This is a genomic window from Rhodoferax sp. BAB1, from assembly GCF_013334205.1.
Taxonomy (GTDB): Bacteria; Pseudomonadota; Gammaproteobacteria; order Burkholderiales; family Burkholderiaceae_C; genus Hylemonella.
This window is the reverse complement of the sequence record NZ_CP054424.1, coordinates 3,278,531-3,292,187: the sequence shown is the minus strand read 5'-3', so window position 1 is coordinate 3,292,187 and position 13,657 is coordinate 3,278,531. Positions and strand designations below refer to the sequence as shown.

Below are 13,657 nucleotides of genomic sequence, written 5' to 3'. Positions count from 1 at the left end.
GAGGAGAACCCATGAAACTCGTTACAGCCATCATCAAACCGTTCAAGCTCGATGAGGTGCGAGAAGGCCTCTCGGCCATCGGGGTGCAGGGCATCACCGTCACCGAAGTCAAGGGCTTCGGCCGCCAGAAAGGCCATACCGAGCTGTACCGCGGCGCGGAATACGTGGTCGATTTCCTGCCCAAGGTGAAGATCGAAGCCGCCGTGTCCGACGAACTGGTCGACCGCGTCATCGAGGCCATCGAAGGTTCGGCCCGTACCGGCAAGATCGGCGACGGCAAGATCTTTGTCTACAACCTCGAGCAGGTCGTGCGTATCCGCACCGGTGAAACCGGCAAGGAAGCGCTCTGAGCCGCCCACAACAGAGAGAACACTGACATGAAAAAACTACTTGTCTCCTTCGTGCTGGGCCTGGGCCTGCTGGCCGGCTCGGCCGCCGTCTGGTCCCAGACTGCTCCGGCCCCGGTTGCCGAAGCCGCCGCTCCCGCAGCGGCTGCTGCTCCGGCCGCTGCCCCCGCAGACGCCGCCCCGGCGGCTGCCGTGCCCGTGCCCAACAAGGGCGATACCGCCTGGATGATGGTCGCCACCCTGCTGGTGATCATGATGACGGTGCCTGGCCTGGCCCTGTTCTATGGCGGCCTGGTCCGCAGCAAGAACATGCTGTCGGTGCTGATGCAGGTCATGGTGACCTTCTCGCTGATCGTCGTGCTGTGGTTCATCTACGGCTACAGCCTGGCGTTCACGGAAGGCAACGCCTTTGTCGGCGGCTTCGACCGCTTGTTCCTCAAGGGCATCTGGGACAACGCCGCGGGCACATTCGCCAACGGCGCGACCTTCAGCAAGGGTGTCTACATCCCCGAGATCGTGTTTGCCGCCTTCCAGGCGACCTTCGCGGGCATCACCTGCGCACTGATCGTCGGTGCCTTCGCCGAGCGCATGAAGTTCTCGGCCGTGCTGATGTTCATGGTTCTGTGGTTCACCTTCAGCTACGCCCCGATCGCGCACATGGTCTGGTTCTGGATGGGTCCGGACGCCTATGCCGCCAAGGAAGTCGTCGATGCCATGAACGGCAAGGCCGGCTACATCTGGCAGATGGGTGCGCTGGACTTCGCCGGCGGTACCGTGGTGCACATCAACGCCGCTGTTGCTGGCCTGGTGGGTGCCTACATGGTGGGCAAGCGCATCGGCTACGGCAAGGAAGCCATGGCCCCGCACAGCCTGACGCTGACCATGGTCGGTGCCTCCCTGCTGTGGGTGGGCTGGTTCGGCTTCAACGCCGGCTCCGCCCTGGAAGCCAACGGCTTCGCCGCCCTGGCCTTTGCCAATACCTTCGTGGCCACGGCCGCTGCGGTGCTGGCCTGGAGCGTGGGTGAGGCGCTGCTCAAGGGCAAGTCCTCCATGCTGGGTGCTGCCTCTGGTGCCGTTGCCGGCCTGGTGGCCATCACCCCGGCTGCCGGCAACGTCGGCATCGGTGGCGCGCTGATCATCGGCCTGGTCGCCGGTTTCGCCTGCCTGTGGGGCGTCAGCGGTCTGAAGAAGATGCTGGGTGCCGACGACTCGCTCGACGTGTTCGGCGTGCACGGTATCGGCGGCATCGTCGGTGCCCTGCTGACCGGCGTGTTCAACAGCCCGGCCCTGGGCGGCCCGAGCCTGGTCGGTGACTGGGTCACGGTCGGCATGGTCACGGCGGCCGATTACTCGATCGCCACCCAGGTCTGGACCCAGCTCAAGGCTGTGCTGATCACCATCGTCTGGTCCGGTGTGGTTTCCTTCATCGCCTACAAGATCGTGGACCTGACCATCGGCCTGCGCGTCAGCGAAGAAGACGAGCGCCAGGGTCTGGACATTACCGCCCACGGCGAAACCGCCTACAACCGGTAAACGAGCAATGGACGGCAGCTGAACTTCATCAGGGTCCGGCTGCCGCACCAGGGCAACGAGAGTCTCCTCTGGTTCAGGCCCGCAAGAGCGCAAGCTCGAGCGGGCCTTTTTTCGTCTGCACGGTCGCCAGCCGTTAACATGGCGGTATGGATACAGCCCTGCAACACATCACCGAAATCGTGCGCCAGGCCGCCGCCAACCGCACCCCGCTGCGCATCCGCGGCGGTGGCAGCAAAGACTTCTATGGCCAGACCCTGCAGGGCGACGTGCTCGACACGCGCCCCCTGCAGGGCATAGTCAGCTACGAACCCAGTGAACTCGTCATCACCGTGCGCGCAGGCACCCCGCTGGCCGAGGTGGAGGAAGTGCTGGCCGAGCGCGGCCAGATTCTGCCCTTCGAACCCCCACACTTCGCCGCCAGCGGCGCCATGGCCACCGTCGGCGGCATGGTCGCATCGGGTCTCAACGGCCCGGCCCGTGCCAGCGTGGGTGCCGTGCGCGACTACGTGCTGGGCCTGGAGTTGCTCAACGGCAAGGCGGAGTTGCTGACCTTCGGCGGACAGGTCATGAAAAACGTGGCGGGTTACGACGTCTCGCGCCTGATGGCCGGCGCCATGGGCACCCTGGGCCTGATCACCGAGGTCTCGCTCAAGGTGCTGCCGCGCGCCGTGGCCGAAAGCACCCTGGTCTTCGAGCTGGACGAAACCCGCGCGCTGGCGCAACTCAACAGCTGGGGCGCGCTGCCCCTGCCCGTCAACGCCTCCTGCTGGTTTGAAGGCGCCCTGATGGTGCGCCTGCGCGGCGCGCAAGCCGCCGTGGCGGCTGCCCAGAAGAGCATGGGCGGCACCGTCATGGACGCCGGCCAGGCCACGCTCTTGTGGAATGCACTGCGCGAGCAGACCGCACCGTTTTTCCAGCTGGCCGAGGGCGAATCCTTGATGCGCCTGAGCGTGCCCGACACCGCGCCGCCACTGGGCCTGGGCCCCACGCTGATCGAATGGGGCGGCGCCCAGCGCTGGCTCAAATTGCCGCTGCCACGGCGCCCCGACATGAGCGAGGTGCTGGACAGCACCGCCGGCCATGCCACGCTGTTCCGCGCCACCGACAAGAGTGCCGGTGTCTTCACACCGCTGGCCGCGCCGCTGGACCGCATCACCCGCGAACTCAAGAAGCAGTTCGACCCGGCCGGCATCTTCAACCGCGGCCGCCTCTACCCCGATTTCTAAGCCGTCATGCAAACCAACCTCGCCCCCGAGTTCAAGCACACGGCCGACGGCCAGGCGGCCGAAGCCATCCTGCGCAAGTGCGTGCACTGCGGCTTCTGCACCGCCACCTGCCCCACCTACCAGCTGCTCGGCGACGAACTCGACGGTCCGCGCGGCCGCATCTACCTGATCAAGCAGGTGCTCGAGGGCGAAGCGCCCACGCGCAAGACCCAGGCTCACCTGGACCGCTGCCTCACCTGCCGCAATTGCGAAAGCACCTGTCCTTCGGGCGTGGACTACGGGCATCTGGTCGACATCGGTCGCAAGATCGTCGACGAGAAAGTGCCGCGCCCCGCCAATGAGCGTTTTGTGCGCTGGGCGCTGAAAGAGGGCCTGACCTCGCCGCTGTTCGCTCCGGCCATGAAGATGGGCCAGCTGGTACGCGGCCTGATGCCCGCCAGCCTCAAGGCCAAGGTGCCGGCCGCGCAAGATGCAGGTCAGTGGCCCACGCGCAGCCATGCGCGCAAGGTGCTGATGCTGGCCGGCTGCGTGCAGCCGGCCATGATGCCGAACATCAACAGCGCCACGGCCCGCGTGCTGGACGCCGCCGGTATCCAGACCGTGGTGGCCGCGAAAGCAGGCTGCTGTGGCGCCGTGAAGTTCCACCTGAACGACCAGGACGGCGGCAAGACCGAGATGCGTGCCAACATCGACGCCTGGTGGCCGCACATCGAGAGCGGCGTGGAAGCCATCGTCATGAACGCCTCGGGCTGCGGCGTGACCGTCAAGGAATACGGCCATATCCTGCGCGACGACCCGCAGTACGCGACCAAGGCCCAACGCATCAGCGAGCTGACCAAAGACCTGAGCGAGCTGCTGCCCGCACTGGTGGACCCCTTGCGCGGCAAGGTCGGCGCCAAGGCCGGCCAGATCGCGTTCCATCCACCTTGCACCCTGCAGCACGGACAGAAGCTGCGCGGTGGTGTGGAAGAGCACATGGGCGCGCTGGGCTTCAAGGTCAACACCTGCCGCGTCGAGCCCCACCTGTGCTGCGGCTCGGCCGGCACCTACTCGGTGCTCAACCCCAAGCTGGCCTACGAATTGCGCGACCGCAAGCTCAGGAACCTGGGTGAGATGCAGCCTGAGCAGATAGCCTCCGCCAACATCGGCTGTATCACGCACTTGCAGAGCGGCACCGGCACGCCGGTGAAGCACTGGGTGGAGCTGCTGGACGAGGCGCTGGCGCAGGCCTGAAGCCGGCCAGGAGATCAGGCGGCCAGCGCGGCCTCGATGTCGTGCTGCAGCCGCCGCGGATCGGTGTAAGGCGCATACCGCTTGCGCACCGTGCCGTCCTTGCCGATCAGGAACTTGGTGAAGTTCCATTTGATGGACTTCGTTCCCAGCACTCCCCGGGCCTCCCGCACCAGCCACTGGTAAAGCGGGTGGGCTTGCGGCCCGTTGACCTGGACCTTGGCCATCATGGGGAAGCTCACGCCGTAGTTGAGCTGGCAGAAGCTGGCGATCGCGGTGTTGCTGCCGCGGTCCTGGGCGCCGAACTGGTTGCAGGGGAAACCCAGCACGACCAGTCCCTGCGGGCCGTAGGCCTGGTGCAGTTCCTCCAGCCCGGCAAACTGCGGCGTGAAGCCGCAGGCACTGGCGGTGTTGACGATCAGCATGACTTTCCCCCTGAACTGGCTCAGGGCGACGGGCTGGCCGGCGATCTGTTCGGCTTCGAAATCGTAGACGGAGGGCATGCTGGAGAGAGGGTGCGCGTGCGGAGCTTGCGTGCTAGCACCGCGGCTTTGCCGGCCAGGCCGCCCACAAGGCCGCCAGCAGGATCAGGGCCCCGCCCAGCAGCGTGCGTGGCTCCAATTCCGCTGCACCGAGCAGCACCGAGGACACACTGGCAAACACCACCTCGGTCAACATGACCAGGGCCGTGGTGGCCGCCGGCAGGCGCGCCGCGCCGTACTGCAGGCCCAGGTTGGAGGCCAGGAAGGCCAGGCTGGTCAGCAGCACCAGCCCCATCCAGCTGGCGCCAACTGCCGGCAGCGCGGGCACCAGGCCCGAGGGGGTGCCCAGCCCGGCCGTGGCCAGGGCCAGCAGCGCGCCGCCGGCGAACATGGCGACCATGCGCGCCTCTTCGGCCGTGTCCCTGAGCTTGAGAAGCAGCACATTGGTCAGCGCAAAGCAGAAGCCGCCCATCAGGGCCAGCCAGTCGGGCAGGCTGTGCGGCAGCGGCCAGGGCGAGCCCGGTGTCTTGAGCACGATGACCACGCCGGCCAGGGCCAGCCCCAGGCGCAGCAGCGCGCTCAGGCCCGGGCGTTCACCCAGCAGCCCCCAGGCCAGCAGCACCGACCACATGGGCATCAGGTAGAACAGCAGCACCACGCGCACCACGTCGCCCACGGTGACGGCCCAGTTGAAGCCCACATTGGTCAGACCGGCGGCCACCAGCAGCAGAAGAAGCATGGGCTGGCGCAAAAAGTGACGCCAGGCCCCCGGGCGCCAGGCCAGCAGGGCCAGCAACGCCAGCGCGTAGATCAGGAAGGTGGACCACAGCGGGTGCAGGCCTTGTGCTTCCAGCAATCGGAAGGGGTACCAGGAGACGCCCCAGATGAAGGCGTTGAGCACCAGGGCCCAGGCGGCGAGTTGTCGATTCATGGGATCACCACCGCCATGCGCTTGCGCAAAGGCCACAACTAGCCGTGGAGGTGGTCGTTGCGGGCGATCTCGATGAGGTGCTCCACCTCCTCGGGATAGTTCTTGCAGTTGTTCTCGTGCCAGCGCTTGATCAGCCACATGAACCCGGCCACCAGGATACCGAAGCCGGTGATGGCGGCGAAGGCCGACAGGCCCATGCCGGTGGAGAAGCTGTAGAGAAAGCCCAGGCCCAGGATGCAGGCCTGTTCGTTGAAGTTCTGCACGGCGATGGAGCGGCCGGCGCCCATGAGGTTGTGGCCGCGGTGCTGCAACAGCGCGTTCATGGGCACCACGAGGAAACCGCCCAGGCCGCCCAGCAGGATCAGGAAGGGTGCGGCCACCCAGACGTTGTCGATGAAGTTGAGCAGGATGACCAGCAGGCCCATGGCGATGCCCAGGGGCATCAGGCGCGGCGCATCTTCCAGCCGCATGCGCACCGAGGCCACCACGGCGCCCACGGCGGTGCCGATGGCCACCACCCCGACCAGCGAGGAAGCCTGCGTGACGCTGTAGCCCAGCGCGGCCGCGGCCCAGGCCAGCACGATGTAGCGCAGGTTGCCGCTGACGCCCCAGAAGAGCGTGGTGGTCGAGAGCGAGATCTGGCCCAGGCGGTCCTGCCAGAGCCGGGTGTTGCATTTCCAGAAGTCGGGCAGCAGGGCCAGCGGGTTCTTCGGCATGGGGCGCATTTCCACGCCGGTGTGCGGGATGCGGGTGTTGAACCAGGCGGCCAGCAGATAGACCAGGATGAGAACGCTGATGGCGGCTTCCGGCGCGCTGTCGATGCCGGTGTTGATCAGCGGCAGGTCAAAGGAGAGTAGGGAACTGGAGATGGCCGCACCGACCAGCTGGCCGCCCAGCAGTACGCCCAGGATGATGGAGGCGATGGTCAGGCCTTCGATCCAGCCGTTGGCCTTGACCAGCTGCGAGGCCGGCAGCAGTTCGGTGAGGATGCCGTACTTGGCCGGCGAATAGGCCGCCGCGCCCAGGCCGACGATGGCATACGCCATCAGCGGGTGGGTGCCGAAGAGCATCATGAGACAACCGATGATCTTGATACCGTTGCTGACCAGCATGACCTTGCCTTTGGGCAGGGCGTCGGCAAAAGCGCCCACGAAGGGCGCCAGGATCACGTAGAAGAGGGCAAACATGGGCACCAGGGCCGCCTGTTGCCATTCGGGCGCGCCCTCGCTGCGCAGCAGCTGCACGGCCCCGACGAACAACGCGTTATCAGCCAGCGAGCTGAAGAACTGCGCCGACATGATGGTGTAGAAACCGCGTTTCATGGGCAGGGGGGACCGGGGGGCTCGTACTTGTTATGAAAATCCAATCGACGCCGGGTTATAGCATGGTGGGCGATGTCACAATTCAAGCTACGGGGTTGACGAAAACCCCGCCCAGAGATAGTTCGCACCAGCATGTCCCGCCCGATCCAAGCCCAGATCCACGTCGAAGCCCTGCGCCACAACCTGGCGCGGGCGCGCCAATCCAGCCCTGACGCCAGGGTGTGGGCGGTGGTCAAGGCCAATGCCTACGGGCACGGCATCGAGCGCGTCTACGAGGGGCTGCGTGGTGCCGACGGCTTTGCCCTGCTGGACCTGACCGAGGCTTCAGCGCTGCGGGCCCTGGGCTGGCGCGGGCCCATCCTGCTGCTGGAGGGCGTGTTCGAGCAGCGCGACCTGGAGCTGTGTTCGCGCCTGGACCTGTGGCACGTGGTGCATTGCAGCGAGCAGATCGACATGCTGGCCGTGCACAAGACGCATGCGCCGCACCGGGTCTTTCTCAAGATGAACAGCGGCATGAACCGCCTGGGCTTCAAGCCGGATCAGTTCCGCGCCGCCTGGCACCGCCTGAACGCGCTGCCGCAGGTCGATGAGATCTCGCTCATGACGCACTTCAGCGATGCCGACGGCGCCAAGGGCGTGGCGCAGCAGCTGGCCGCTTTCAACACCGCCACGCAGGACCTGCCGGGCGAACGCTCGGTGAGCAACAGCGCCGCGGTCCTGCGCCACATGGGGCCGCAGGCCGCGGCCAGCCTGCGTTCGGACTGGATCCGCCCCGGTGTGCTGCTCTACGGCGCCTCGCCCGATTTCCCCGAGCACAGCGCCGCCCACTGGGGGCTGCAGCCGGCCATGACACTGCGTTCGCGCATCGTCGGTGTGCAGCAGCTGGCCGCGGGAGACAGCGTGGGCTATGGCTCTGCCTTCACGGCTGCCCAGCCCATGCGCATCGGCGTGGTGGCCTGCGGTTATGCCGACGGTTACCTGCGCGCCAGCGCCGGCACGTCCGGGCGCGGCACGCCGGTGCTGGTGGACGGCGTGCGCACGTGCCTTGTGGGACGCGTCAGCATGGATCTGATCACGGTGGACCTCACGCCGGTGCCCGCTGCGGGCATGGGCTCGGAAGTCACGCTCTGGGGCCGCGCCTCCAACGGGACCCTCCTGCCCATCGACGAGGTGGCCCAGGCCGGGGGCAGCGTGGGGTATGAGTTGATGTGCGCGCTGGCTGCGCGCGTGCCGGTGGAGCTCGCATGAAGTACGTGCCCATCCCCATTGCCATGCTGCCGGTGGGCAAGCCCCTGCCGGTCAATGTATGGAACCCCGACGGCCTGCTGCTGCTGCGCAAGGGCCAGCCCATCGTGTCCGAGCAGCACCGCGACAAGCTCTACGCCCACAACGCATCGACCACCGAGGCCGAGGCGCAAGCCTGGCAGCGCTCCTACGAGCGCATGGTGCACACCATGCTGATGGAAGGGGTGGAGGTCGAGCAGATCGCGCGCCTGCCCATGCCCAGCGCCATCCGCGAGCGCGATTACATGGTGGGCGAGCAGCTCAACGGCGGCTGGATGGATCTGCAGGAGGTGCTGCGCGGCATCCTCTACCAGGGGGGGCTGGCGCTCAATCCCCTGCCGCGCCTGGCAGCCCTGGAGAACAAGGCGCGTGCGCTGCTCCAGGCGGACGCCGACGACAGCCTGTTCTGCCTGTTCCAGGCCCTGGCCGACAGCAGCCTGGGCTATTGCGCCACGCATGCCCTGCTGTGTGCCTGCGTCTGCGAGCTGGCGGCGCAAAAGCTGGGCCTGAACCCGCAGCAGCGGCAGTCGCTGATGAGCGCGGCGCTGACCATGAACATCGGCATGGCCCGCGAGCAGGACGTGCTGGCTCGCCAGAACGAGGCCCCCACGCCCGAACAGCGCCAGCTGATCCAGGACCATCCGCAGCTCAGCCTCAAGATACTGGTCTGGCTGGGCATCGAGGACGTCGAGGAGCTGGACCTGGTGCGCTGGCACCACCAGCCCGACAGCGCCGAAGGCCTGCCGCACAACCTGCAGGCGCGTCGGCTGCTGAGCATGACCGACGTCTTCGTCGCCAAGATGGCCGCACGCCGCACGCGTGAGGCGCTCTCGCCGCTGGAGTCGGCCAAGTCCATCTACCTGCAGACCGAGAAGGAAGTCACCGCCTCGGTCGGTGGTGCCTTGACCGCGGCGGTCGGTTTCTATCCGCCGGGGACCTATGTGCGTCTTGTCAGTGGCGAGACGGCGGTGGCGGTACAGCGCGGCCTACGCGCGAACACGCCCTGGGTCATCGTCATCGTCGACAAGAACGGCATGCCGGCCTTCAACTACCACTGCCTCGACACCGCGGACCCGGCCTACGCCATCGCCTCCCCCATGCTGTTTCGCAGCGGCAAGGTGGCGATCAACGTCGAGCGCGTGCGGCGCGCGCGCGAGAAGATCCGGCGCTGAAGGCGCGCCCTGCACGCCACGTTCCGTGGCCGTGACATTTTTCACACACGAGATACCCCTCAGGGTTAGTCCGAGGTGGGCAGACCGCAGGGCCGGGCTAGAGTGCCTGCGGGCCCAGCGGCCCTCCACTTTTGCATCTCAACCTAGCTGACCAGGGAGTACCATGAATTTCAAACGTCTCTTGAGCATCGCGGCCTGTTTGCTGGTCGTGACCGTGAACGCACACGCCCGAAACCCGGGCGAGAACGCTCAGCGCTGCGTCGATGTGAGCGAGCGCAATGGGCGCGTCACGTTCACGAATACCTGCAACAAGCAGATCTTCGTGATCTGGTGCGGTGACCTCAAGTACACCAAAAAGCGTTGCGGTGACGGTCCCAAGGGCGGCTTCTATACCCACTCCGACAACCTGAGGCCGGGCGCAGAAAAAGAGATCGTGGTCGAGGGACAGTACCGCTACGCCGCGTGCGTCGGCGGCATCAGCTTCGGCAACAGCGGCGAATACGAAGACGACGCCCGCGGACGTTATCGCTGCCTGCCCAGGTGATCGATCCGGGATGGCCGGGTGTGCGGCCTGGCCTGCTGCGCGCGCTCAGCGCTTGCGCAGACCCAGCGCCATCACGGTCCCGACGACGATGAGGGCGCCAGCCACCTGCACCGGCGCGATAGCCTGGCCCAGCAGGGCCCAGGCCAGCACCAGCGCGGCCACCGGCTCCACGTTCATGATGGGCGAGCTGCCCACCACGCCCAGCCTGGGCAGCAGCGTGAACATGATGGTGAAGGCCGTGCCGTAGCACAGCGTCAGCCCGGCCAGGCCCCACCAGCCGGCTGCTGCCTGCGGCAGGTGCAGGCCGCCCTGCAACGGCACCACGACCAGCGCCAGCAGGCCGACCAGGGCCATGGTGATGGTCGTGCGCAGCCGCCCGTCCACGCCGGCCGCCTCGTGTTGCGTGAAGACCAGCGCCGCGCCGAACACGGCGGCCGCGGTCATGGCAAAGGCCACGCCGGCGCCGATGCGACTCCATTGCCCGGCAGCTCCCAGGCCCGAGGCCGCGCCCAGCGCATCGAGCGCCAGGGCCAGGCCGAAGAGCAGCACGGGCATGGCCAGCAGCACCGCGCGCTCCGGTCGGTGGCGGTAGAGCAGCCAGGCAAACAGCGCCGTCCAGAGCGGGTAGGTGTTGAAGGTCAGCAGGGCCAGGGCCACGGGCAGGCGTACCACGGCGGCATAGAGGCACAGGCTCTGCACGGCCACCAGGGCGCTGATCAGCAGCAGGAAACCGCGCTGGCGCGGTGTGATGCGCAGGGGCACGCCTTGCAGCCAGACGATGCCGCCCACCACGGCGGCGGTGACGAAACTGCGCACCAGCACGGCAGTCGCCACGTCCAGTCCGTGGTTGAAGGCCAGGCGTGCGGCCACGTGGTTGGCGCCGAACAGGCAGGCCGTGAACAGCAGGGTGAAGAAGGCGGCGCGGCTGAGCGCCAGCGGAGCAGGCAGCATGAGGGGGCTCAGTAAAGGCCGCGTACGCGCGCCTGCAGGCGGCTCATCCCCAGCAGGATGTCGGTGCAGGGGGTGGGCACGCCGGTCAGCGCACCCAGTTCCTGCACCACGGTGACCAGGGCGTCGATCTCCATGGGCCTGCCGGCTTCCACGTCCTGCAGCATCGAGGTCTTGAAAGCGCCCAGTTTCATCGTGACGGCGTGGCGGTCTTCGGGCTGCTGGAAGATCGGGATGCCGATGCGCGCACCGATCTCCTTGGCTTCGAGCATGATTTTCGAGATGAAATCGCGCACCAGCTTGTCGCCCAGGATCCTGTCGGTGGTGGCGCCGGTCAGCGCGCTGACGGGGTTGACCGTCATATTGCCCCAGAGCTTGTACCAGATGTCCTTCTGGATCTGGGCCGAGAGCTCGACTTCGAAACCCGCCTGCCCCAGCAGGGCGATGAGCTGCTGCACGCGCTGGGTCTTCTGGCCCGAGGGCTCGCCGATGATGAGGCGGTTGCCGAAGTGATGCTGCGCGCAGCCCGGCTCTTTGATCGAGCAGCTCGCATGCACCACCCCGCCGACGATCTGCGCCGCCGGGATGTGGGCGGCGATCTCTCCCCTGGGATCGATGGCCTTGAGCTGGGTGCCGGAAAACTTCTCGCCAAAACCCTGGAAGAACCACCAGGGCACACCGTTCATGGCGGTGAGCACCACGGTGGAAGGACCGAGCACGGGCTTGATCTGGCGCGCCACCTCGGGCAGGGACGGGGCCTTGACTGCCAGGATCACCAGGTCCTGCACGCCCAGGTCGGCCGGGTTGGCGCTGGCCTGTACGGGTACGCTGAGCAGTTCCTTGTCGATCTGGCAGCGTAAGCCGTGCTGTTGCAGGGCATGGAGCGTGGCGCCGCGCGCGACCACGCTGACCTGGCAGCCGGCACGCGCCAGCCGCACCCCCATCCAGGCGCCAATGGCGCCGGCACCGTAGATGCAAACCTTGCCGTAAGGCGTGTCGTTCATGCTGTCCCTCTCCCCGTGGGCCCTTAGTTCTTGTAGCTGGCGTCCAGACGGTCCACCTGCCGCACCAGTGCGTCGAACACGTCCTGTCCGGCGCCATGGTTCGGATTGAACTGTAGCGCGTCGCGCGTGCATCTGGCCGCAATCGCCTCGGGCACGGGGATGGCCGGGCCCATGCTCAGGGTGGCCAGCTGGATCTCGCAGGCGCGCTGCAGTGTCCACAGGATGGCGAAGGTCTGCGGCAGCGTGGCACCCCAGGCCAGCAGGCCGTGGTTGCGCAGGATCACCGCCGGTCTGCTGCCGATGCTCTTCAGGAGGCGTGGCGCCTCCTCGGCGTGGATGGTGATGCCCTCGAAGTCATGGTAGGCCACCATGTCGTGCAGCTGCGCGGAATAGAAGTTGTTCTGGGCCAGCCCGCCCTGCTGGCAGGCCACGGCCACGCCGGCCGTGGTGTGGGTGTGCATGACGCAGTGCGCGTCCGCTATCCCGGCGTGGATGGCCGAGTGCACGGTGTAGCCGGCCGGGTTGATCGGATACGTGGAGCCGTCGAGCACACGGCCCTGCAGGTCGATCTTCACCAGATTGCTGGCGGTGACTTCGCTGTAGTGCAGGCCGAAGGGGTTGATCAGGAACTGTTTCTCCTGGCCGCTCACGCTCTCGGGCAGGCGCAGCGTGATGTGGTTGTAGATCATCTCGGTCCAGCCCAGCATCGCGAAGATGCGGTAGCAGGCGGCCAGTTGGAGGCGCGCGGCCCATTCGTCGGCATGCATGCCGGTGGGCGTGATCGGGTGTTGCAGGGCATTCATGGGCGTGCTCCTCAGTAGACCTTGTCGCCGGCGGCCAGGGGCTTGATGTCACCTTTGTAGAGTGCGGCCAGGGCCGAGGTCTGGCGCACCAGGATCTGCGTGTCCAGGCCCACGGCGACGAAGCTGGCGCCGATCGCCAGGTAGTGGCGCGCCAGCGTCTCGTCGCTGATCAGGATGCCCGCGGCCTTGCCGCATTTCACGATGCGGCGGATGGCATCGTCGATGGCCTTCTGCACTTCGGGGTGCGTGGCCTGGCCGATGTAGCCCAGCGAGGCCGAGAGATCGGCCGGGCCGATGAAAACGCCGTCCACGCCGGGCGTGCTGGCGATAGCCTCCAGGTTGTCGAGTGCGGTGCGCGACTCGGCCTGCACCAGCAGGCAGACCTGCTCGTTGGCCTCCTTGCCGTAGTTGGGGTAACGACCCCAGCGCGCCGCGCGTGTGCCCGCCATGCCGCGCACGCCCTCGGGCGGGTAGCGCATGGCCTGCACCAGCGCCGCGGCCTGCTCGGCCGTGTCCACCATGGGCACCAGCAGGGTCTGGAAGCCCAGGTCCAGGAACTGCTTGATGGTGGCCGTGCCGGCCTCGCCGTGGCCCAGCGGCACACGACCGATCGGGTGCGAGCCCGGATAGGCCGCGATGGTCTGGAGCTGCGAGAGCAGGGTGGGCAGGGTGTTGGGCGAGTGCTCGGCGTCGAGCAGCAGCCAGTCGAAGCCGGCGCCCGCGCAGATCTCGGTGCTGACGGGATGGCCCAGGTTGACCCACAGGCCGATCTGGGCCTGCTGCCTGGCGATGGCCTGCTTGAAGGGGTTGACGGGTGTTTTCATGCGGAGT

At 67.1% G+C, this 13,657-nt stretch carries 14 protein-coding genes; 7 read left to right on the top strand and 7 right to left on the bottom strand.

The features are described from left to right. Positions 1-11 precede the first annotated feature (11 nt). The 4 genes from glnK to glcF all read left to right on the top strand — a co-directional run bounded on the left by glnK (position 12) and on the right by glcF (position 4,339). Positions 12-350, top strand: a complete 339-nt coding sequence (gene glnK / locus HTY51_RS15980) for a P-II family nitrogen regulator (protein WP_174253652.1) — start codon at positions 12-14, stop codon at positions 348-350. A 27-nt stretch (positions 351-377) separates the two neighbouring features. Continuing rightward, positions 378-1,880, top strand: coding sequence for an ammonium transporter (locus tag HTY51_RS15975; protein WP_174253651.1), 1,503 nt, complete (start codon positions 378-380; stop codon positions 1,878-1,880). A 146-nt stretch (positions 1,881-2,026) separates the two neighbouring features. Beyond that, on the top strand, positions 2,027-3,106 hold the full coding sequence (gene glcE, locus HTY51_RS15970) for a glycolate oxidase subunit GlcE (protein ID WP_174253650.1): 1,080 nt from the start codon (positions 2,027-2,029) through the stop codon (positions 3,104-3,106). 6 nt (positions 3,107-3,112) lie between these two features. Beyond that, positions 3,113-4,339, top strand: a complete 1,227-nt coding sequence (gene glcF, locus HTY51_RS15965) for a glycolate oxidase subunit GlcF (protein WP_174253649.1) — start codon at positions 3,113-3,115, stop codon at positions 4,337-4,339. Positions 4,340-4,353: 14 nt separating this feature from the next. On the opposite strand, the gene HTY51_RS15960 is transcribed toward glcF, so the two are convergent. Genes HTY51_RS15960 through lplT form a run of 3 tightly spaced genes read right to left on the bottom strand, consistent with a single transcriptional unit; the run spans position 4,354 to position 7,071 of the window. Beyond that, complete coding sequence (locus HTY51_RS15960) at positions 4,354-4,839, bottom strand: glutathione peroxidase (protein ID WP_174253648.1); 486 nt, start codon at positions 4,837-4,839, stop codon at positions 4,354-4,356. A gap of 34 nt (positions 4,840-4,873) precedes the next feature. After that, positions 4,874-5,749, bottom strand: coding sequence for a DMT family transporter (locus HTY51_RS15955; RefSeq protein ID WP_174253647.1), 876 nt, complete (start codon positions 5,747-5,749; stop codon positions 4,874-4,876). A 38-nt stretch (positions 5,750-5,787) separates the two neighbouring features. Further along, positions 5,788-7,071, bottom strand: coding sequence for a lysophospholipid transporter LplT (gene lplT, locus HTY51_RS15950; RefSeq protein WP_174253646.1), 1,284 nt, complete (start codon positions 7,069-7,071; stop codon positions 5,788-5,790). A 132-nt stretch (positions 7,072-7,203) separates the two neighbouring features. On the opposite strand from lplT, the gene alr reads away from it, so the two are divergent. The 3 genes from alr (at position 7,204) to HTY51_RS15935 (ending at position 10,071) form a co-directional block, all read left to right on the top strand. Continuing rightward, complete coding sequence (gene alr, locus HTY51_RS15945; protein WP_174253645.1) at positions 7,204-8,319, top strand: alanine racemase; 1,116 nt, start codon at positions 7,204-7,206, stop codon at positions 8,317-8,319. Next, the gene (locus tag HTY51_RS15940) at positions 8,316-9,527 is read left to right on the top strand and encodes an HD-GYP domain-containing protein (RefSeq protein ID WP_174253644.1); all 1,212 of its coding nucleotides are present in this window, start codon (positions 8,316-8,318) and stop codon (positions 9,525-9,527) included. Before alr ends, HTY51_RS15940 begins: the two co-directional genes overlap by 4 nt. A gap of 163 nt (positions 9,528-9,690) precedes the next feature. Further along, a complete protein-coding gene (locus HTY51_RS15935; protein WP_174253643.1) occupies positions 9,691-10,071 on the top strand; it encodes a hypothetical protein in 381 nt (126 codons plus the stop codon). Positions 10,072-10,116: 45 nt separating this feature from the next. Here the strand turns inward: HTY51_RS15935 and HTY51_RS15930 are convergent, their stop codons facing one another. From HTY51_RS15930 to HTY51_RS15915, 4 genes are read right to left on the bottom strand one after another with little or no spacing between them, the layout of a single operon-like run. Continuing rightward, entirely contained in the window at positions 10,117-11,022 is a 906-nt protein-coding gene (locus HTY51_RS15930) for a DMT family transporter (protein ID WP_174253642.1), read from the bottom strand. 8 nt (positions 11,023-11,030) lie between these two features. Beyond that, on the bottom strand, positions 11,031-12,023 hold the full coding sequence (locus HTY51_RS15925; protein WP_174253641.1) for a 2-dehydropantoate 2-reductase: 993 nt from the start codon (positions 12,021-12,023) through the stop codon (positions 11,031-11,033). Between the two features lie 23 nt (positions 12,024-12,046). Then, the gene (locus HTY51_RS15920) at positions 12,047-12,826 is read right to left on the bottom strand and encodes a class II aldolase/adducin family protein (RefSeq protein WP_174253640.1); all 780 of its coding nucleotides are present in this window, start codon (positions 12,824-12,826) and stop codon (positions 12,047-12,049) included. Positions 12,827-12,837: 11 nt separating this feature from the next. Then, positions 12,838-13,650, bottom strand: a complete 813-nt coding sequence (locus HTY51_RS15915) for an HpcH/HpaI aldolase/citrate lyase family protein (RefSeq protein ID WP_174253639.1) — start codon at positions 13,648-13,650, stop codon at positions 12,838-12,840. Between the last annotated feature and the right edge of the window lie 7 nt (positions 13,651-13,657).

Excerpts from the sequence above, each read along its gene's own strand:
- glnK (WP_174253652.1), top strand. The coding sequence starts at position 12 with ATGAAACTCGTTACAGCCATCATCAAACCGTTCAAGCTCGATGAGGTG.
- HTY51_RS15975 (WP_174253651.1), top strand. The coding sequence starts at position 378 with ATGAAAAAACTACTTGTCTCCTTCGTGCTGGGCCTGGGCCTGCTGGCC.
- glcE (WP_174253650.1), top strand. The coding sequence starts at position 2,027 with ATGGATACAGCCCTGCAACACATCACCGAAATCGTGCGCCAGGCCGCC.
- glcF (WP_174253649.1), top strand. The coding sequence starts at position 3,113 with ATGCAAACCAACCTCGCCCCCGAGTTCAAGCACACGGCCGACGGCCAG.
- HTY51_RS15960 (WP_174253648.1), bottom strand. The coding sequence starts at position 4,839 with ATGCCCTCCGTCTACGATTTCGAAGCCGAACAGATCGCCGGCCAGCCC.
- HTY51_RS15955 (WP_174253647.1), bottom strand. The coding sequence starts at position 5,749 with ATGAATCGACAACTCGCCGCCTGGGCCCTGGTGCTCAACGCCTTCATC.
- lplT (WP_174253646.1), bottom strand. The coding sequence starts at position 7,071 with ATGAAACGCGGTTTCTACACCATCATGTCGGCGCAGTTCTTCAGCTCG.
- alr (WP_174253645.1), top strand. The coding sequence starts at position 7,204 with ATGTCCCGCCCGATCCAAGCCCAGATCCACGTCGAAGCCCTGCGCCAC.
- HTY51_RS15940 (WP_174253644.1), top strand. The coding sequence starts at position 8,316 with ATGAAGTACGTGCCCATCCCCATTGCCATGCTGCCGGTGGGCAAGCCC.
- HTY51_RS15935 (WP_174253643.1), top strand. The coding sequence starts at position 9,691 with ATGAATTTCAAACGTCTCTTGAGCATCGCGGCCTGTTTGCTGGTCGTG.
- HTY51_RS15930 (WP_174253642.1), bottom strand. The coding sequence starts at position 11,022 with ATGCTGCCTGCTCCGCTGGCGCTCAGCCGCGCCGCCTTCTTCACCCTG.
- HTY51_RS15925 (WP_174253641.1), bottom strand. The coding sequence starts at position 12,023 with ATGAACGACACGCCTTACGGCAAGGTTTGCATCTACGGTGCCGGCGCC.
- HTY51_RS15920 (WP_174253640.1), bottom strand. The coding sequence starts at position 12,826 with ATGAATGCCCTGCAACACCCGATCACGCCCACCGGCATGCATGCCGAC.
- HTY51_RS15915 (WP_174253639.1), bottom strand. The coding sequence starts at position 13,650 with ATGAAAACACCCGTCAACCCCTTCAAGCAGGCCATCGCCAGGCAGCAG.